General features: G+C 72.7%; 15 protein-coding genes. 2 read left to right on the top strand and 13 right to left on the bottom strand.

The window, feature by feature from the left end; genetic code table 11:
* Positions 1–27 precede the first annotated feature (27 nt).
* From K377_RS18840 to xylB, 5 genes are all read right to left on the bottom strand, one after another.
* Positions 28–1,296, bottom strand: coding sequence for a GAF domain-containing protein (locus K377_RS18840; protein ID WP_111664549.1), 1,269 nt, complete (start codon positions 1,294–1,296; stop codon positions 28–30).
* A 187-nt stretch (positions 1,297–1,483) separates the two neighbouring features.
* Positions 1,484–2,095 (bottom strand): N-acetylmuramoyl-L-alanine amidase, encoded by a 612-nt coding sequence (locus tag K377_RS18835; protein ID WP_111664548.1) that lies wholly within the window; start codon positions 2,093–2,095, stop codon positions 1,484–1,486.
* 67 nt (positions 2,096–2,162) lie between these two features.
* Positions 2,163–3,197: an acetamidase/formamidase family protein gene (locus tag K377_RS18830; protein WP_111664547.1), complete on the bottom strand. Its 1,035-nt coding sequence runs from the start codon at positions 3,195–3,197 to the stop codon at positions 2,163–2,165.
* Between the two features lie 309 nt (positions 3,198–3,506).
* Positions 3,507–4,694, bottom strand: coding sequence for an ROK family transcriptional regulator (locus K377_RS18825; protein WP_111664546.1), 1,188 nt, complete (start codon positions 4,692–4,694; stop codon positions 3,507–3,509).
* A gap of 67 nt (positions 4,695–4,761) precedes the next feature.
* Positions 4,762–6,207, bottom strand: coding sequence for a xylulokinase (gene xylB, locus K377_RS18820; protein ID WP_111664545.1), 1,446 nt, complete (start codon positions 6,205–6,207; stop codon positions 4,762–4,764).
* A 169-nt stretch (positions 6,208–6,376) separates the two neighbouring features.
* On the opposite strand from xylB, the gene xylA reads away from it, so the two are divergent.
* Entirely contained in the window at positions 6,377–7,543 is a 1,167-nt protein-coding gene (gene xylA / locus K377_RS18815) for a xylose isomerase (protein ID WP_111664544.1), read from the top strand.
* A 140-nt stretch (positions 7,544–7,683) separates the two neighbouring features.
* On the opposite strand, the gene K377_RS18810 is transcribed toward xylA, so the two are convergent.
* Positions 7,684–9,060 carry an esterase-like activity of phytase family protein gene (locus K377_RS18810; protein ID WP_111664543.1) on the bottom strand — a complete coding sequence of 459 codons (1,377 nt, stop codon included), beginning with the start codon at positions 9,058–9,060 and terminating at the stop codon, positions 7,684–7,686.
* Between the two features lie 235 nt (positions 9,061–9,295).
* Between K377_RS18810 and K377_RS18805 the strand changes: the two genes are divergently transcribed.
* Entirely contained in the window at positions 9,296–10,399 is a 1,104-nt protein-coding gene (locus K377_RS18805) for a substrate-binding domain-containing protein (RefSeq protein WP_111664542.1), read from the top strand.
* Here the strand turns inward: K377_RS18805 and K377_RS18800 are convergent.
* The 7 genes from K377_RS18800 to K377_RS18770 all read right to left on the bottom strand — a co-directional run bounded on the left by K377_RS18800 (position 10,380) and on the right by K377_RS18770 (position 19,022).
* Positions 10,380–12,839: a polysaccharide lyase 8 family protein gene (locus K377_RS18800; protein ID WP_111664541.1), complete on the bottom strand. Its 2,460-nt coding sequence runs from the start codon at positions 12,837–12,839 to the stop codon at positions 10,380–10,382. The two genes, K377_RS18805 and K377_RS18800, sit on opposite strands and share 20 nt — an antisense overlap.
* A gap of 129 nt (positions 12,840–12,968) precedes the next feature.
* On the bottom strand, positions 12,969–14,363 hold the full coding sequence (locus K377_RS18795; RefSeq protein ID WP_111664540.1) for an NADP-dependent succinic semialdehyde dehydrogenase: 1,395 nt from the start codon (positions 14,361–14,363) through the stop codon (positions 12,969–12,971).
* Between the two features lie 94 nt (positions 14,364–14,457).
* Entirely contained in the window at positions 14,458–14,919 is a 462-nt protein-coding gene (locus tag K377_RS18790; protein ID WP_111664539.1) for an NUDIX domain-containing protein, read from the bottom strand.
* A 43-nt stretch (positions 14,920–14,962) separates the two neighbouring features.
* Positions 14,963–15,493 (bottom strand): GAF domain-containing protein, encoded by a 531-nt coding sequence (locus K377_RS18785; protein ID WP_111664538.1) that lies wholly within the window; start codon positions 15,491–15,493, stop codon positions 14,963–14,965.
* Between the two features lie 141 nt (positions 15,494–15,634).
* Positions 15,635–17,170: an MFS transporter gene (locus K377_RS18780; RefSeq protein ID WP_111664537.1), complete on the bottom strand. Its 1,536-nt coding sequence runs from the start codon at positions 17,168–17,170 to the stop codon at positions 15,635–15,637.
* A gap of 132 nt (positions 17,171–17,302) precedes the next feature.
* The gene (locus K377_RS18775) at positions 17,303–18,532 is read right to left on the bottom strand and encodes a cation:proton antiporter (protein WP_111664536.1); all 1,230 of its coding nucleotides are present in this window, start codon (positions 18,530–18,532) and stop codon (positions 17,303–17,305) included.
* A 4-nt stretch (positions 18,533–18,536) separates the two neighbouring features.
* Positions 18,537–19,022 (bottom strand): cation:proton antiporter regulatory subunit, encoded by a 486-nt coding sequence (locus K377_RS18770; protein WP_111664535.1) that lies wholly within the window; start codon positions 19,020–19,022, stop codon positions 18,537–18,539.
* Positions 19,023–19,122 lie beyond the last annotated feature (100 nt).

Below are 19,122 nucleotides of genomic sequence, written 5' to 3'. Positions count from 1 at the left end.
AGGAGGCTAGGAACCCGTACGTTGCAGCTACGTTGCGTACGGACCCGGCGCGCCCTGCTCCTCGTCGAGCGCCGCGAGCCGGGCCAGGACCGGCGGCGTCGGCCGCGCCGCCGCGAGAGCCTGCCAGACGCCGAGGTCGTCCTCGCCCCACGGGGCGTGCGCCCAGTCGGCGAGCAGATCGGGGTCGCCGCGGGCGATGAGGGCCGCGCGCAGCCCGCCGGCGAGCCTGCGCCGTATACGAGCCACCGCCGGGGCCTGCGACGCGGGCAGCAGCGGACCGGAGTAGGCGGAGGCCGCCGCCGTGACCGCGCCCGAGGCGAGCCGCCGCTCCACCGTCTCCAGGTCCGACTCGACCGGGGCCGTGAGGCGGTAGGGGCGCGAGGTGAGGAGGCCGGGGCCCAGGACCCGGCGCAGCCGTGCCAGTTCCGCCCGCAGCGTCACCGGCGTCACCGTCTCGTCCTCGTAGAGATGGCAGAGCAGTTCGTCACCGGTCAGACCCTCCGGGTGGCGGGCCAGCAGGACGAGCAGTTCGCTGTGCCGGCGGCTGAGGCGGAGCTTGTGGCCGGTCGGGGTGAGCAGCAGCGCCTCGTCGCGTCCCAGGACGGTCAGCCGCAGTGCCCGGTCGGTGGCGGACGGCGGGATCAGCAGGGCGAGCTGGGACTCGGCGGCCCGCGCCACCGCCTGCACGAACGCCAGACTGTGCGGATGCGCGAGGCCGTCGCCGCCCGTGATGTCGACCGCGCCGAGCAGCCGGCCGGTGCGCGGATCGTGCACGGGCGCCGCCGCGCACGTCCACGGCTGCACCTCGCGGATGAAGTGCTCGGTGGCGAAGACCTGCACCGCGCGGTCCACGGCGACCGCCGTGCCCGGCGCGTTCGTCCCCATCGCCGACTCCGACCAGCGGGCGCCCGGTACGAAGTTCATCCGGCCGGCCCGCCGCCGCGCATCGGTGTGGCCCTCGACCCACAGCAGTCTGCCCTGCGCGTCGCACACCGCCAGCAGGTGCTCGCCGTCCGTCGCGAACGTCCCCATCAGCTCCCGGAACAGCGGCATCACCCGGGCCAGCGGATGCTGCGCGCGATACGCGCCCAGCTCGCCGTCGGTCAGCTCGACCGCCGCCGAGTCGTCCGGGCTGACGTGCGCGCCCGCCGAACGGCGCCAGGACGCGGCGACCACCGGCCGTACCGGGCGCACGACGGTGCCCGCCGCGGTGAACCGGTCATGAGCACGGCGCAGCGCCCGCACCCGCTCGGACGCGTCGGCGCCCGGCTCCAGGGCGACCCATGGATCGGTCAACGCTGCCTCCCCGAGACATTCCTGACGACTGACGACAGTGACGACAGTGGGGACATCGTCGCTCCGGGGAGGGAGGGCGACAAGGAGAACGGCGCCGATCGCGTGAGGTGGCACATGCCGCACACGTGCGTGAAGATCCGCCACGCCCGGCCGGGTCACCGTCGGCCGGGCGCGAACGGCGCTCCGCTCAGGCCGAGTTGACCAGCCGGATGTAGCGCGTCCAGTCCCAGTACGGACCCGGATCGGTGTGCGTGGCGCCCGGCACCTCGACGTGCCCGATGATGTGCTCGCGGTCGGCCGGAATGCCGTAGCGCGCGCAGATCGACGCGGTGAGCGCCGCCGACTGCTCGTACAGCGCGTCCGTGAAGTACTCCGGCTGGTCCACCCAGCCCTCGTGCTCGATGCCGATGCTGCGCGTGTTGTAGTCCCAGTTCCCCGCATGCCAGGCGATGTTCTTCTCGCGCACGCACTGTGCGATGTGTCCGTCGGCCGACCGGACGACATAGTGCGCGGAGACCTGCTTGGCGGAGTTCTTGAAGATGGCGAGGGCGTCGGCCCAGGTCTCCTGCGTGACGTGGATGATCACGTAGTCGATCGGATACGAGGAGGGCCGGCTGGACGCCGTGTAGTTGGAGGTGCTGGCGGGGACCGACTGGGCCGCCGGGTAGTCGACCGCGGCGGCCGAGGCGTCGGCACGCCCCACGGCCAGGAGGGAACCGGGGACGGCGGCGAGCGCCCCGGCCTGAAGGAGACGGCGGCGGGTGGTGCCGCCGGAGAACGGGTGTCTTGCTCGGTCCATGACGATCCTGCCTTTTCGACTGGCGCGGACGGTGGGGGAGTGAACCGGCAGTGGTGAACCGGTAGTGCTACGTGCTCCGGAAGGGCTCCGGTCGCGGCAGTGTCGCCGCGATCTCACGCAGCCGCGCGTGGATCCCGCGGTGCGTCTCGCGCGCCGGCAGCCACTCCTTGCGGAGCTTGGCGACGCACGTGTAATTGGTGTCGCAGACGTTCGCCAGCGGTGACTCGACCGTCTGCGACGCGAACTGGTACGCGTCCAACTCGCTGAAGCCGTAGTCCCGTACGAGCCACCGCACCAGGTCGAGCTGGGATATCCGGAACGCGTCCTCGAGAGGACGGGCCGAACCCGTAGAGACGATGTGGGTGTCCGACTCGATGCGCGGCCACGGGGTCGCCACGCCCTTCAGCAGCTCGACGATCACGACGGTGCGCATCGCGCATTCGACGGCGACCCCGCACGTCTCGCCCTCGCCCTGGCGGGCGTGGCCGTCGCCGAGGCTCAGCAGCGCGCCCTCCACGTTCACTCCCAGATAGCAGGTGACGCCCGCTCTCATCTCGGGGGTGTCCATGTTGCCGCCGTGCGCGTCCGGCACCAGCGCCGAGCGCACTTCGAGACCGGCCGGCGCCACGCCGACCGTGCCGTGCATCGGGTCCATCGGCAGGTCCACCGCGAAGTCGCCGTCACGCGCCGCGAACCGGGCGGTTCGCCTGTCGTGGTCGAGCTGCCAGATCCAGACCCGCTCCGGGAGCGGCGGTTGCAGGGTCGCCGTGGTGGGCGTCGAGGTCAGCGCGCCGAACAGCGGCACCGTCGTGGACGCCGCCCAGTCCCGGGCGGGCTCCACGGAGACGAAGTGCACGGCGACGGTGTCGCCCGGCTCGGCGCCCTCGATGTGGAAGGGGCCCGTCTGCGGATTGAGGTACCCGGATGTGCAGACCTCCGACACGAGGTCCTTCTCCGAGCGCACCCGGCCGCCGTAACAGTCCTCCGTGTACAGATCGAGCACCGTCCCGGGGGCGATGCGCGCGACGGGCGGCACGCCGCCGAACGTCCAGGCGTACTCGCCGGGTTCGGGCCGGACCGTCAGCACACGGGGGTCGCTCATGGGGGAGTGCTCCGCTCTGCGTGGGGTGGGCGGCCGGTGGCTGGAGGGGGAGCCGGACACCGACGACCGGACCCGCGTACGACCGCCGGAGGAGCGGGAGCACGACGCCTCACGCGAAGTACGGTACGGGGCCCTCGGGTTGGGGCGGAAGAGGGCACGACGGATCTGTGGACAACCCTTGCGATGTGTATAACCGCATGTCAGAGACGCGTCAGAGGTACCGACCTCTGGCAGTCGACCGTGCTGGACGACACCGTCCCAGCCTTCCCGGAGGGAGCCCGGCGCGCCCTCAGAAGCGCGCTGCCGGCCCTAGCCCACAGCCCCCACCGGATCGTCCAGCACCCCGCGCATCACCGAGTGCGCCGCCCCCAGCAACGGCCCGTCCGGCCCCAGTCCTGACACCAGTACGCCGTCCGCCGGGGCCGCCCGCCGGCGGGTCAACTCCTTCTCCAGCGGCGGCAGAAGCCAGGGCGCGAGCCGGGACAGGGCGCCGCCGAGCACCACGGCGCGCGGATCGAGCAGGTTCACGGCGCCGGTCAGCGCGATCCCGAGAGCGGTGCCCGCGCCGCGCAGCGCCTTGCGGGTGGCGGTGTCGCCGTCCGCGGCCCGCTCGGCCAGCAGCGAGACCCGGTCGGGGCCCGGCGCGATGCCCGCGGCGCGCAGCACCGCCCCTTCGCCCGCGTACTGCTCCAGGCAGCCCCGCCCGCCGCACGGGCAGGCCGGGCCCTCGGGCCGGACCGGCACATGGCCCAGCTCGCCCGCGAACCCCCGCGTCCCGCGCAGCAGTCGTCCGTCGACGACGAGCGCGGCGCCGATGCCGATCTCGGCCGACACGTGCAGAAAGTCGGCCGGGGCGCCGTCGGCGAGCCACAGTTCGGCCAGGGCGCCGAAGTTCGCCTCGTTGTCGACGGTCAGCGGCACGTCCACCGGCAGCAGGGTGGCGACATCGGTGTCGTGCCAGTCGAGGTTGGGGGCGCGTACGACCGTACGGGTGTCGCGCCCCACCAGGCCGGGCACCGCCACCGCGAGCCCCGCGGGACGCAGCCCGGCAGCCTGCGCCTCCTCGGTCACCAGCCGCACCAGTTCGGCGAGTTCGGCCAGGACCGGCTTCGGGGCGCGCCCCCGGTTGTCGACCCGGCGCTCGGCACGCGCGCGTACCGCACCGCGCAGATCGACGGCGCAGACCGCGAGATGGTCCACGCCCACCTCGGCCCCGAGACCGGCCGGACCCCGGCCGCTGACGGCGAGCGCGGTACCGGGGCGACCCACGCCGCCGGGCCGCTGCGGGCCCAGTTCCTCCAGGAGCCCGGCCCGGGTCAGCTCGTCGACGAGGGTGGAGACCGCGGCCCTGGTCAGCCCGATGTGCTGCGCCACCGCAGCCCGCGACAACGGGCCCTCGGCGGCCACCGTGTGCAGCACCCGGGACAGGTTGCGGCGGCGCATGGCCTGCTGGGTGTCCGGCGTCCCCGGGCGCGATCGGTGCAGTGGTGCGGTCATGCGCACATCGTCGCAGGACCGCCCCGGCGGCGCGGGCCCGGCCCGGCGCCGTCCGCGCCCCGGCCGCTCACCGCCGTCCGAGCAGCGGCGCCGCGTCGGCCAGGACCGCCGAGATCCGCTGCATCGTCTCCTCGTCCCGGGCCACCGGGTCAAGGACCGGGCCGCGCGCGGTGTCCCAGCGCCGGGCCACCGCGGCCGGATCCTCGCCGGTGAGGAGACCGGCCGCCTGGGCCGCCGCGCCGAGCGCCACCAGTTCGCGGGCCTCGGGCACCTGGACGCCCCGCCCGGACAGCCGCCGTACCGTCTCCTGCCAGGCCCTGCCGCGCGCCCCACCCCCGATGAGCAGCAGCGGAGCGGCGGGGTCGGCGCCCTCGGCATCGCCTTCGAGCACCCGGTCCAGCGCTTCGAGCAGCGCGTGCACGGCCCCGTCGTACGCCGCTTGGAGCAGTTGCCCGCCCGTGGTGTCGTGCCGCAGCCCGGTCAGCAGGCCGGAGGCGTCCGGCAGGTCGGGGGTCCGCTCACCGTCGAGGTAGGGCAGCACGGTCGCCGTGCCGCCCCGCTCCACCGCCTCCCGGTCGAGGCCGAGGAGCGCCGCGATCCGGTCCACGGCGAGGGTGCAGTTCAGGGTGCAGGCCAGCGGAAGCCAGTCGCCGCGCGCGTCCGCGAACCCGGCGACCGTCCCCGACGGGTCCGCGGGCCGGTGCCGCGACACGGCGTACACCGTCCCCGAGGTGCCGAGGCTGAGCACCGGAGTGCCCGGCCGCAGCCCGAGGCCGAGCGCGGCAGCGGCGTTGTCCCCGGTCCCCGCGGCCACCAACGTGCCCTTGGAGAAGGGCAGTTCACCGTCGCTGTCGCGCACCGTCCCCGCCACCTCGCCCGGTCCCACCACGCGCGGCAGCAGAGCGGGATCGAGCCCCACCCGGGCCAGTACGTCGTCGTCGTACGCCTCGGCCGACGTCGCCCACCATCCCGTACCGGACGCGTCACCGCGGTCCGTCGTGCCGGTGCCGGTCAGGCGCCCGGTCAGATAGTCGTGGGGCAGCCGCACCGCCGCCGTCGCCCGCACGGCCTCCGGCTCGTGCTCGGCGAGCCACGCCCACTTGGAGACCGTGAAGGAGGCGGCCGGAACGCTGCCGAAGCGCTCGGCCCACACCTTCGGCCCGCCGAGCTCGTCCACGAGCCGTCGGGCCTGCGGCGCCGAGCGCACGTCGTTCCACAGCAGCGCCGGACGCACCGGACGCCCCTGCGCGTCCAGCGTCACCAGGCCGTGCTGCTGCCCGCCGACGGAGACCGCGGACGCCCGCCGGGCCGCGTCCCCGCACTGGGCGAGAGCCTCGCGCAGGGCCCCGTACCACTCCTCGGGGTCGCTCTCGCGGCCCGCGCCCGTCGTCACCGTGTGCGGCGCCTGCCCGCTCGCCACCACGGCGCCCGTGGCGACGTCGACGACCAGTGCCTTGGTGGACTGCGTTGAACTGTCGATCCCTACGACGAGGGGACCGTCGGCAGCGGACATGCGGCTCTCCTGACTTGAACGAACGGCTCGCGCGAACAGCTCGAACGAACTCGTACCCGTGGTGACCCTTCCCAGCGGCGTGCCCGCATACTAATTTGTAAAGCGCCATGACGAAATGGCTGCGCGGCACGTGTTGCCGCGCACCGGGCAACGGCGAGGGAGCCGCGAGATGACGTACCAGCCCACTCCCGACGACAGGTTCAGCTTCGGACTGTGGACGGTCGGCTGGCAGGGCCGTGACCCGTTCGGCGACGCCACCCGGCCCGCGCTCGACCCGGTGGAGTCGGTGCAGCGTCTGGCCGAACTCGGCGCGTACGGCGTCACGTTCCACGACGACGACCTGATTCCGTTCGGTGCCTCCGAGACCGAGCGCGAGTCGCACATCAAGCGGTTCCGGCAGGCGCTCGACGCCACCGGCATCGTCGTGCCGATGGCGACCACGAACCTGTTCACGCACCCCGTCTTCAAGGACGGCGGGTTCACCGCCAACGACCGTGACGTGCGCCGCTACGCGCTGCGCAAGACGATCCGGAACATCGACCTCGCGGCCGAGCTGGGCGCGCGGACGTATGTCGCCTGGGGTGGCCGTGAGGGCGCCGAGTCGGGCGGCGCGAAGGACGTCCGTGACGCCCTCGACCGGATGAAGGAGGCCTTCGACCTCCTCGGGGAGTACGTCGTCGAGCAGGGCTACGACCTGAAGTTCGCCATCGAGCCCAAGCCGAACGAGCCGCGCGGCGACATCCTCCTCCCGACCGTCGGGCACGCGCTGGCGTTCATCGAGCGGCTGGAGCGGCCCGAGATGTACGGCGTGAACCCGGAGGTCGGCCACGAGCAGATGGCGGGCCTGAACTTCCCGCACGGCATCGCGCAGGCACTGTGGGCGGGCAAGCTGTTCCACATCGACCTCAACGGCCAGTCCGGCATCAAGTACGACCAGGACCTGCGCTTCGGCGCCGGGGACCTGCGCGCCGCGTTCTGGCTGGTCGACCTGCTGGAGACGGCCGGCTACGAGGGCCCGCGCCACTTCGACTTCAAGCCGCCGCGCACCGAGGACTTCGACGGGGTGTGGGCCTCCGCCGCGGGCTGCATGCGCAACTACCTGATCCTCAAGGACCGCGCCGCCGCCTTCCGCGCGGACCCCGAGGTGCAGGAGGCGCTGCGGGCCTCACGCCTGGACGAACTCGCGCAGCCCACCGCGGCCGACGGCCTGGCGGCGCTGCTCGCCGACACGAGCGCGTTCGAGGAGTTCGACGTGACCGGGGCCGCCGAGCGGGGCATGGCGTTCGAGCGGCTCGACCAGCTGGCGATGGACCACCTGCTGGCCGCGCGCGGCTGACCTCCCGTCGGGACGCCGACCCCGGGGCATGGGCATGCCGCCCATGCCCCGGGGTCGGCAGGCCGAGCGGACTGCTGCCGAGCGACCTGGAGAGCCTGGTCCCCTGCCCGGCCCGGGGATCCGGACCGTACGGGATTCGACTAGAGCGCGCCCTTGGGCAGCTTCACGTACGTCACCCGGGTCTCGATCCCGCTGTCCACGAGCCGCCCGTTCGCGTCGAACGCCCCCGTGCCGTCGGTCATCCCGAAGTCGTTGTCGTTGATCAGGGCCAGCGTGCCGTGTCCGACGACCGCCACACCCTCGATCTTGTCCTGCACCCCGTCGACGGTGTTCAGGTCGACCACGAGCCGCTTCCCCAGCACCGGCACACCGGATGCCGCCGGGTCGTCGAGCTGTTCCAGGGACGGCGACGTCGTCGCGTCGTCCCACCGGTCGCCCAGAATGTCGGCGCCGCGCGTGAGCCGCACCTCCTGGAGGCGGGCCGCCTTGTCGGTGCGCTCCTCGACGAGCAGCCGGTCGCCGCCGAGCGCCACGACGGAGGAGATCTTCAGCTCGGAGGTGTCGTCCTCACCCGGGTCGACATCGCCCACCGCGTCGAACCGGTACGCGTACTCGGCCGTCACCGCCTGCTTCTTCGGGGAGAAACGGAACAGGCGGGTATTCCGTGAGGCTTCCCCGGCATCCCCGTCCGGCAGCGACAGCGGGCTCTGCAACGCCATCACCAGATCGCCGTTCGGGAGCAGCGCCAGGCCCTCGAAACCACGGTTGATCTTCCGGTTCAGGAGCACCGACGGCAGCGCCTCGACGACCGGGTAGTCGGCGCCCTTCAGGTTCAGGCCCTTCGGCACGTAGCGGGTGAGCACCTTGCCGCGCGCCGACACGTGCACGAGCGAGGGCCCGTACTCGTCGACCAGCCAGAAGCTGCCGTCCGCGGCCCGCACGATGCCCTCGGTGTCCAGACCGTTCGGGTCGTACGAGAGCGGGGTCCGCGCGTCGTACGTGTACGGCTTCTCGTCGCGGCTCTCCTGGTTCGACAGGCCGGTGACGGCCTTGCCGGACCGGGTCGTGATCGGGATCGCGTCGACCACCTTCACCCGGTCGCCGGTGACGCGGATCTTCACGATCGCCGGGTCGAAGCCGGGCACGGGGAACGTGCGGCGCTTGCTGCCGTCGACCTTGATCTGCCCGTTGGGGCCGCGGTCCGTGACGGTCCAGAACTCGCCCTTGCGGCCCGTCGGGTAGATGTCGGAGCCGATGCCGCCGAGGTCGACCCCGCGGTCGTCGGCCACGGTGCCCGGCAGCAGCCTGTTGCTGAACCCGCCGAGCGGCAGATCGCCGAGCGTGGCGCTGCCGGTGACCTCGGCCGCCCTGCCGGACGGCTTGCCGGAACCGGCCGTGGCACCCGTCGCGGTCCCGGCGACGGCGAGCGCGGCCAGCGCGGCGAGCGGCACACCCGCGGCGACGGTGCGGCGCATGCCACGGGCGGCGCTGCGTGAACCGGGGACGAGCGGGGACATGGTGCCTCCTGAGGCGCGGGAACACGGAATGGCGGACAACTGCGCGATCGGGGTGATCTGCGCACACGGTCGACCCCGGCGCCGAACGCCCGGTGACGGCAGGGTGAATGGGGGAGGTGGGCACGGGTGAACGCGTGGTCCGTGACGCGCCCGTTCCCTGGACGAAGGTGATCGATACGATGACGCCGACCCCGGCGCCGCCCGCGCCGGTCCGTGCCACGGGGAGGCCCACGTCATGCGGCAGCACGTCGACCGACGGCACGCGATGGTCCTCCGACTGGTCCAGGAACACGGCACGTTGCGCGTCGCCGACCTCGCGCGCGAACTCGGCGTCTCGCCGGTGACGCTCCGCCGCGACGTGGAGACCCTCGCCGCTCAGGGCAGGCTCCGGCGGCTGCACGGGTCCGTCGTCCGGACAGAGGAGAGTGCCGAACCGCCTGTCCCTGAAGGCGTGTTGGGCCAGGGAGTCGTCGTCGGCATGGTCGTGCCGACCACCGAGTACTACTACGCGGAGGTGGTGCGCGGCGCCCGCGAGGCCGTCGAGGCGCGCGGCGCCCGGCTCGTCGTCGCCCTGTCGCAGTACCTGCCCGGCGAGGACAGCGCCCAGGCCGACCGGCTGCTGGCGTCCGGCGCGCACGGGCTGCTGCTCACCCCCAGCTGGCAGACCGGCAGCCCCGGCCCGGGGGAGGGACTGCGGATCACCGAGCGGCCCGTGCCGACCGTCCTCGTCGAGCGGACCGCGCCGCACGGCCACCCCGCCGCCGCCCTCGACCGGGTCCGCTCCGACCACGCCCACGGCGCCGCCGAGGCCGTGCGCCATCTTGCTGCGCTCGGCCATCGCCGCATCGCGCTGGCCGCCCAGGACTCGCCCACCACCGCCGAGCTGCGGCGCGGCCACGAAGCGGCCGTCGCGGCGCTGGGCCTGGACGCGGCGCCCGTGATGGCACGCCCGCCGCAGCCCGTCGGCGAGGCCGAGCGTTTCGAGCGGACCTTCGGCTACCTGCGGACGGCCGTCGAGGAGCACGGCGTGAGCGCCGCGATCCTGCACAGCGACGTCGACGCGATCGTCCTCGTGCCCCGGCTGCGCGCCCACGGCATCCGCGTCCCCGGCGACCTGGCCGTCATCACGTACGACGACGAGGTGGCCGCCCTCGCCGATCTGCCGCTGACCGCGGTCGCCCCGGCCAAGCGGACCGTGGGCCGGCGCGCCGCCGAACTGCTGCTGTCCCGGCTCGCCGAGCCGTCAGGCGCCCGCGAGCCGGGACAACACCTCGACATCCTGCCCGACTTGCGGGTCCGGGAGTCGTGCGGCGCGTCGCTCAAGCCAGCTTCACGGTGACCTTCTGGGTCTGCCCTCCGGTCCCGCCGAGATCACCGAACGTCAGCTTCAACTCCCGCCCCACCGCCGCCCCGGTCACCGAGCCCGGCTTCGAGATCACGGACGCGACCGGCCGCCGCCACACCAGCGTGGCCGCCTTCACCGCCCGGTTCGGATCGCTGACGCACACCGTCGCCGTGCCGTCGCGCTGCTCCCTGATCTGCACGATCAGCGGCGCGTCGACGGTGACCGGGCCCGCTGTCCCCGGCTCCCAGAAGACAGCCGACGTGAGGCCGAGCGACGGCACCCGGACGCCCTGCTGCGCGGCGGAGTTGGCGGTGATGCCGGCCCAGCCGCGATCCGCCGCCCGCGCCGCGGTGCGCGCCTCGCTCGCGCCCGGCAGCAGCAGGTACGCGTACGAGGCGCCGGCCGGGTCCGTGCCGTGGTCGGCGAGCAGGGTGACGTACCGGCGGGTGACCGGGTCGTCCGAGCCGCCGCCGTTGATGCTCTTCCACGTCGCCGTACGCTCCTCGCGCAGCGCCGTGAGCGCGGCACCGCCGGGGAAGACATAGCCGGCGTGCCCGTCCAGATGTGCCCAAAGAGCGCCCTGGACCGTCGACTTAGAGCCGAGGGCGGTCGCCCGGGTCCGGCCGTCCACCGTCAGGCGGGCCGTGCCCGACGCCCCGAGGTTGCGCGTGTCCACCACGCTCTCGACGCCCGCGCCGTCCGTACCCGTGATCCCGGCGCCCAGACACACCACCGCGTCGTCGAGGAAGAACCACGCCTTCCTCGCGCGCAGCGTCGACGACAGGCCGCGGGTGTCCTGGGCCACCGCCGCGAACGCCCCGTCCGTCGTCCCGCCGACCCAGGTCGTGTCCGGCCGGGCCGCGCCCCACGTGCCGCCCTCGCCGTCCGCGAGCGCCTTGCGCGAGACCGTCGTGCCGGGCAGCCGGTACGGGTCCACGGTCGGCCAGAAGCCGTCGCTGTACTGCCCGCCGCCCGCGCTGTCGCCGGCGGCCCACCAGTACAGCATTCCCGAACCGGTGTGCCAGCCGCGGATGTTCTCGCCGTTGCCGTTCTCGTAGAACGTGATCGCCTTCGACGACATGGACACCGACGCCGTGAACCGGTTCGTGCGATGGGTCGCCCGCGCCATCGACGGGAACATCCGGTGTCCGGTCGGCTCGGCCGCCGCCTTCACCCCCGTGTCGCCGAGCAGCGCCGTGACCCGGGAGAGCGCGGCGACCCCCAGCGTGCGGCCGCTCGTCACGTCGTTGTACCGGTCCCGCGTGAACCAGCCCTTGGCGAGCGCCCGCCAGCGCGCGTTCTCCTCGGCGCTCGCGCCCTGCCCGAGCAGCAGAACCGAGGCGATGATCCCGTGGCCCCGGGAGTGGTCGTCCTGCTGGACCTTCAGGGTGTCGGTGGCGACGAGACCGCGGCTGATCGCGCGCCCGGCCACGTTGTCCATCACCAGACCGTCGTGCAGGAACGGAGCGTAGGCGGCCTCCACCGAGTCCAGGAAGATCTGCCGCCTGCTGTCGGTGATCGCCCACGTCGACCCGCCGAGCAGCGCGAACAGCTTGCCGAGGCCGTCGATCAGGACCGCTCCGTAGGAGCCGGTGTACGGCACGTACGTGTGCTGGATCAGCGAGCCGTCGGCGTACAGGCCGTCGCCCGAGGTGACGTACGGGAACACCGGCGAGACGGCGTCACGGGCCAGCGCGATCTTCGCGGCCGTGCCGTCGAGGACACCGCGCAGCGCGAGGACCCGGCACAGGTCGATGCGGTTGGCGCCGGTGCTGGTCCCCGAGTACGACGCCACCAGCGAGTCCGGGACGAAATGGTCGACGGCCTCGATCGCCGCCGTCAGCTGCGCCGCGCTCAGGTGCTCGTACATGAGGACGCAGATGTCGAGCAGACGCTGCGGCGCGCCGATCTGGAAGTTGTACCAATTGCCGTACTGCTTCTGGGTCTTGTTGTAGACCTGTGCGCCCAGGTGGTCGACGGCCGCGAGTACGGCGGTCCTGAGCGACGCGTCGCCGGTGAGGCCCGTGCCGGGCTGGCAGAAGGCCTCGGCCATCGAGCGGACGCGCTCGTAACTCGTCTGGATCTTCTCGGAGTAGCCGTACGACTCGGTGTCCGTGTCGGGATCCGGGTCGCCGAACGCGGCGTCGGGCCACAGCGATCCGGTGGCCGGTGCCATCGCGTCCTGCCAGGCCTTCGCCTGCGTGCCGAGGGCGGCGAGCTTCGACTTGAACGGTTCGGCGGTCGGGCTGAAGCCCTCGCCGAGATACAGGGCCCGCCACTTGGCCCGCAGAGCCGCGAACTCGTCGTCCACGGCTGAGGACGCGTCCGCGGCGGCGGCCGCCGGGCCGGGCGTTCCGACGGTGAACGCGGCCCCGACGGCCGCCGAGGTGGCGAGGAAGGAGCGACGGGACCAGGGCAGGGACGGCGACGTCATGAAGAGCTCCGGGATGCTGGAGGGGCCGCTGGGAGTAAGCGGTTTCTAGCACCCGGAGATTCAAACGCTCAAGAGACACGACCAAGTTGAACGTTTTGATCGTTTGGAGGGTGGTGCGACCGGAACCACTCAGGCCCCGACCCACACCGTCGTGATGTTGCAGAACTCCTTGATGCCGTGGCCCGCCAGTTCACGGCCGTAACCGGAGCGCTTGGCGCCGCCGAACGGCAGTGCCGGGTGCGAGGCCGTCATGCCGTTCACGAAGACCCCGCCCGCCTGGCTGTCCTGGACGAACCGGTCGATGTCGGCCTCGTCGCCGGTCCACAGGTTCGAACTCAGGCCGAACGGCGTGTCGTTGGCGACCTGGATCGCCTCGTCCAGATCGGCGACCCGGTACAGCGTCGCGACCGGGCCGAACGTCTCCTCACGGTGGATGCGCATCTCGGGTGTCACATCGGCGATCACCGTGGGCTCGTAGAACCAGCCGCGGTCCGCGAAGTCCTTGGGCCGCTGCCCGCCGCACAGCACGGTCGCGCCGCTCTCCACGGCGTCGTCGACCAGCTCCTCCAGATCCTCGCGCCCCTGCTCGCTGGAGAGCGGCCCCACGTCCGTCGCCTCGTCCAGCGGGTCACCGACGCTCAGCTCCCGCATCCCCGCCACGAACGCGTCCCGGAACTCCTCGAAGACGTCGTCGTGCACGATGAACCGCTTGGCGGCGATGCACGACTGCCCGTTGTTCTGCACCCGCGCCGTCACCGCCGTCTTCGCAGCCTTGGCGACGTCCGCCGACGGCATGACCACGTACGGGTCGCTACCGCCGAGCTCCAGCACCGTCTTCTTCACCTCGTCGCCTGCGATCGCGGCGACCGAGCGGCCCGCGGGCTCGCTGCCGGTGAGCGTCGCGGCGGCCACCCGCTCGTCGCGCAGGATGCCCTCGACGGCGCCGGACCCGATCAGCAGCGTCTGGAAACAGCCCTCGGGGAATCCGGCGCGCCGGAACAGGTCCTCCAGGTAGAGGGCGGTCTGCGGCACGTTCGACGCGTGCTTGAGCAGGCCCACGTTGCCGGCCATCAGGGCGGGCGCGGCGAACCGGACGACCTGCCACAGCGGGAAGTTCCACGGCATCACCGCGAGCACCACGCCGAGCGGCCGGTAGCGGACCAGGGCGCGGGCGGCTCCGGAGTCCTTCACGTCCTGGTCGGACGGATGCTCGTCGGCCAGCAGCCCCTGCGCGTTCTGCGCGTACCAGCGCATCGTCTTCGCGCACTTCAGCGCCTCGGCGCGGGCCGCGGCCACCGGCTTGCCCATCTCCGTCGTCATGACACGGGCGATGTCCGGGGCGTCCGCCTCCAGCAGATCGGCGGCCTGCTGGAGCAGGCGGGCCCGGTCGAAGAACGTACTCGTGCGGTACGTGTCGAACGTGCGGGACGCCAGAGCGAGCTTCTCCTCGACGGCCTCGTCGGAGAGGGCGTCGTACGTTCGCAGCGTCTCACCCGTGGCGGGGTTGACCGTCGCGATGGGCATGGGGGCGACCTCCTGAGCGCGGTTCCTTCGACCTTCCCGCGCCGCACTGGGCCGCGCAACGCGGGGCAGCCCCGAGTACCCGGCGCGCCGCCCGTCAGACCTGGTCCGCGAGCCGGGCCAGGAACGCCGCCTGCGCCTGCACGATCACGGCCCGCGCCGCATCGAGGCCGAACCACGCCGCACGGTCCAGCTCCGGGAACTCGGCGGTCCGGCCGCTGCCGCGCGGCCACTCCATCGTGAAGGTGCCCGGCATCACGTCCGCCGGATCGAGATCGCCCTCCACCGCCCACACGGTCACGTGCTTGCCGCCGGACTGGACCACCTCCCCGAGCGACAGCGGCGCCCCGGCCGGCGCGGGGAGCCCCAGCTCCTCCTGGAACTCGCGCCGCGCCGCGTCCCAGGGCGTCTCGTCGTCCCCGTACTCACCCTTCGGGACGGACCAGGCGCCCGCGTCGCGGTGTGCCCAGAACGGGCCGCCCATGTGCCCGAGCAGCACTTCGGGCCCGTCCGGTGTCCGGCGGAAGAGCAGGATTCCGGCGCTGCGTCTGGTGACCATGCGATCAGTCCCGGGGTAGGGGTGGACAGGGGCAGGGGGGGGATCAGGAGGCCGGCAGGTGCGGCTGCACACCGCGTGCCGTGGCGTCGGCGAGATGCTGGCCGAGGCGCAGTTGCAGGGGTCCCGGCGGTCCCGTCCGCTCCGACAGCAGGCTGAGCGAGCCGACCGCCCGCTCCGCGGTGCGCAGCGGCACCGCGACCACGCACGCGAAACCCAGGGAGCGCGCCATCGCCGTGTACGACGGCCAGTTGGCCCGCGCGTACGGATGCGCGAGCGGCACTCCGCGGATCGGCTGCGCGGAGGCGCGGCAGTCGGCACCCGGGCCCTCGCCCCAGGACAGCGCGGCCCGCTCCAGACGCAACCCGCGGTTGTCGGATGCCGCCACCTCGACCCGCCCGGTGGGCGGCTTGAGCACGGCCGCGGCCGACTGCACCTCCAGCAGGGTGACACAGCAGGTGACCAGGGTCGCGAGGGCCTGCGGGCCGCCGCGCACCGAGGCGTCGGCCACTTCGACGAAAGCCGTCGCCAGCCGTTCGCTGTCCACCTGGTACACCTCGTACGGCACACCGCGCATGACGTCCCCCTCGCTCCACACCGAGCCCCGCCACCGCACCGCCGCCCGCCCGGTGCGCACCCGGGACGGGCGGACTTTGCAGAGGGGGTATGCCCAGTGAATGGAGTAGCCGAACCGTTCACCTGCCGGGTGAACGGCTCCCTACATGTGCACGGCGCCGCCGTCGCCGGACATCTGCCGGGGCGGCCCGGGATGGTAGAGCACCAGTGTGACCACGAAGCCCACCGCGAAGAAGATCGCGGACCATGTGTACGCGGTCGAGTAGCTCTCCATCGCGGCCTTCGCCTGCACCTGCGGGGTGGGCTGCTTGCCGACCAGGTAGTTCGTGGCGGCGCTCGTGGCCAGCGTGTTGAGCAGCGCCGTTCCGATCGAACCGCCCACCTGCTGGCTGGTGTTGACCATCGCGGAGGCGACGCCCGCGTCGTGCGCCGCGATCCCGGACGTGGCCAGGTTCATGGCGGTCGCGAAGATCAGACCGAGACCGACACCGGCCACGAGCAGCGGCGGCAGCACGTGCGGCGCGTAGCTGCTGTCGAGGTCGAGCGCCGTCAGCCAGGCCATGCCGGCGGCGGCCAGCGCCATGCCCAGCGGCACGATCGGCTTCGGGCCGAGCCGGGGGACGAGGTAGTTGGTGGCGATGACCGACGAGACGACCATGCAGGCCACCATCGGCAGGAACGCCACACCCGTGAGCACCGGCGAGTACTGCAGGATCTGCTGGAGGTAGTACGTCAGGAACAGGAACACGCCGAACATGCCCGCACCCGAGATGAACATCGCGAGATAGGACGCGCCGCGGTCCCGGTCCAGGATCACCCGCAGGGGCAGCAGCGGATGCGTGGCCCGCGTCTCCCACCAGGCGAACGCCGCCAGGAGCACCACGCCGACCACGAGGAAGCCCCAGGTCAGGACATCGCCCCAGTCGTGCGTCTCCGCGTTGCTGAAGCCGTACACGATGCAGAAGAGACCCACCGACACCAGGATCGTGCCGGGCACGTCCAGCTTGGGCCGGTCCGCGGGCCGGCCGCCGTGCAGCAGCCGTGCCCCGCCGAGCAGCGCGACGACGGCGAACACCAGGTTCACGTACAGGCACCAGCGCCAGTCCAGGTACTCGGTGAGGACACCGCCGAGCAGCAGGCCGACGGCGCCGCCCGCGCCCGCGATGGCGCCGTAGATGCCGAACGCCTTCGCGCGTTCCTTCGGGTCCGTGAACGTCGTGGTCAGCAGCGACAGCGCGGCCGGCGCGAGCAGCGCGCCGAACAGGCCCTGGAGCGCCCGCGCGAACACCAGCATCCCGAAGCTCGTCGCGGCACCGCCGAGCGCGGAGGCCGCGGCGAACCCGACGAGGCCGGTCAGGAAGATGGCCTTGCGGCCCACCAGGTCGGCGACGCGCCCGCCGAGCAGCAGCAGGCTGCCGAACGCGAGCGCGTAGGCGGTGACGATCCACTGCCGGTTGCCGTCGGAGAAGCCGAGATCCTTCTGCGCCGACGGCAGGGCGATGTTCACGATCGTCGCGTCCAGCACGACCATCAGCTGCGCGAGCCCGATGACTCCGAGGATCAGCCAGCGGTGCTCGTGGTTGCCGCCGCCTGCGTACGGAACCTGAGCTCCGCCCGCCGATGGTGTTCCTGTACCGGCCTCGGTGGTGGCACCGGCAGATTCGGGCGTGCGATCCATTGGTGGCCTCCAGACACCCAGGGACACCCCCCGACCTCGCCACCCACGCTAAGCGCCGCGCTCACGGACGGCGACCGGGGAGAGAACGAGCCCGTTCTCTCCCCGGTCGCCGTCCGTGCGGGCGGTCCCGTGTCAGCGGATCTGCTCGTCGACCTGGGTGGTCTCCTCGGCGGCCCGCGGCGCCGGCACGGTCACGGGCTCGGGCGTCCTCGCCCGGAAGAACCGCTGGGCGAGCGGCTGCGTGTACCGGGCGGTGAGCGGTCCGACGATGACGAGGATCAGGACGTACGCGGTCGCCAGCGGACCGAGCCGGGGCTCGATGCCCGAGGTCACCGCGAGACCGGCGATGACGATGGAGAACTCGCCGCGCGCCACGAGCGCGCCGCCCGCCCGCCACCGGCCCTTCACCGAGATACCGGCCCGCCGCGCGGCCCAGTACCCGGTGAAGATCTTCGTGCACGCCGTGACCACGGCCAGCAGCAGCGCGGGCAGCAGCACCGGCGGAATGCTCGCCGGATCGGTGTGCAGTCCGAAGAAGACGAAGAAGACGGCCGCGAACAGGTCGCGCAGCGGCAGCAGCAACTGGTGTGCGCCCTCGGCCACTTCACCGGAGAGCGCGATGCCGACGAGGAAGGCCCCCACGGCGGCGGACACCTGCAACTGCTGGGCGAGCCCGGCCACGAGGATGGTCAGGCCGAGCACCACCAGGAGCAGCTTCTCCGGGTCGTCGCTCGACACGAACCGCGATATCTGCCGCCCGAACCGGACGGCGCAGAACAGCACCACGCCCGCCGCGCCGAGCGCGATGGCGAGGGTGACCCCGCCGGCCGCCCAGCCGACTCCGGCCAGCAGGGCGGTGATGATGGGCAGATACACGGCCATCGCCAGGTCCTCGAGGACGAGGATGCTCAGGATGACCGGTGTCTCACGGTTGCCGAGCCGTCCGAGGTCGCCGAGCACCTTGGCGATGACGCCGCTCGACGAGATCCAGGTGACACCCGCGAGCACCACGGCGGCGACCGGGCCCCAGCCCATGAGCAGCGCGGCGGCCGCGCCGGGCAGGGCGTTGAACGTCATGTCGACGAGCCCCGCCGGGTACTGCGTCTTGAGGTTGTTGACGAGGTCGCTCGCCGTGTATTCGAGCCCGAGCATCAGGAGCAGCAGGATGACCCCGATCTCGGAGCCGATCTCCACGAACTCCTCGCTCGCGCCGAGCGGCAGCAACCCGCCCTCGCCGAAGGCGAGACCGGCCAGCAGATAGAGCGGGATCGGCGAGAAGCTCAGCCGTCCGGCCAGCCTCCCGAGCAGCCCGAGGGCCAGGATGATCGCACCGAACTCGATGAGGAAGACAGCGGAATGCATCCGATCACTCCCGCCCCAGGATCGCGGCCGCCGCCTCGACGCCCTCACGGGTACCGATCACGATGACGGTGTCCCCGCCCGCGAGCCGGAAGTCCGGCGCCGGCGACGGTATCGCCTCGGCGCGGCGCAGCACGGCCACGATGGAGGCGCCGGTCTCGGTCCGCATCGCGGTCTCGCCGAGCAGCCGGCCGTTCCAGTAGGAGGCCCCGGGTATCTCGATCCGCTCGGCCACCAGGCCCAGATCGGTGGTGTGGAGCAGATTCGGGCTGTGGTGCGAGGGCATCAGCGCGTCGATGAGATACGCCGCCTCACCCGAGGTCAGCTTCATCGACAGGGCGCACGCGTCGGGATCGTCGGCCTGGTACGCGCTGAGCGTCCGGCCCCCGTCCCGGTGCGCGACGACCGAAAGCCGGCGCTGTTCGCGGGTGGTCAGGTCGTAGCGATGGCCGATCCCTGGCAGTGGTGTCCTGCTGAGCCGTGAAGCGGGCACGTCTCTCCCCTTGTCCGTGCGTGCATCGTGTGAGGGCTGCTCGGGCCGCGGCCCGGCGCCCGTTAATTGGCGAATGCATCTTTCAATGTCGCAGTCACCT

It is taken from the genome of Streptomyces sp. PsTaAH-137, assembly GCF_003259365.1.
Taxonomy (GTDB): domain Bacteria; phylum Actinomycetota; class Actinomycetes; order Streptomycetales; family Streptomycetaceae; genus Streptomyces.
Note: the sequence above shows the minus strand (reverse complement) of the source record. Positions and strands in the feature narration are given on the sequence as shown.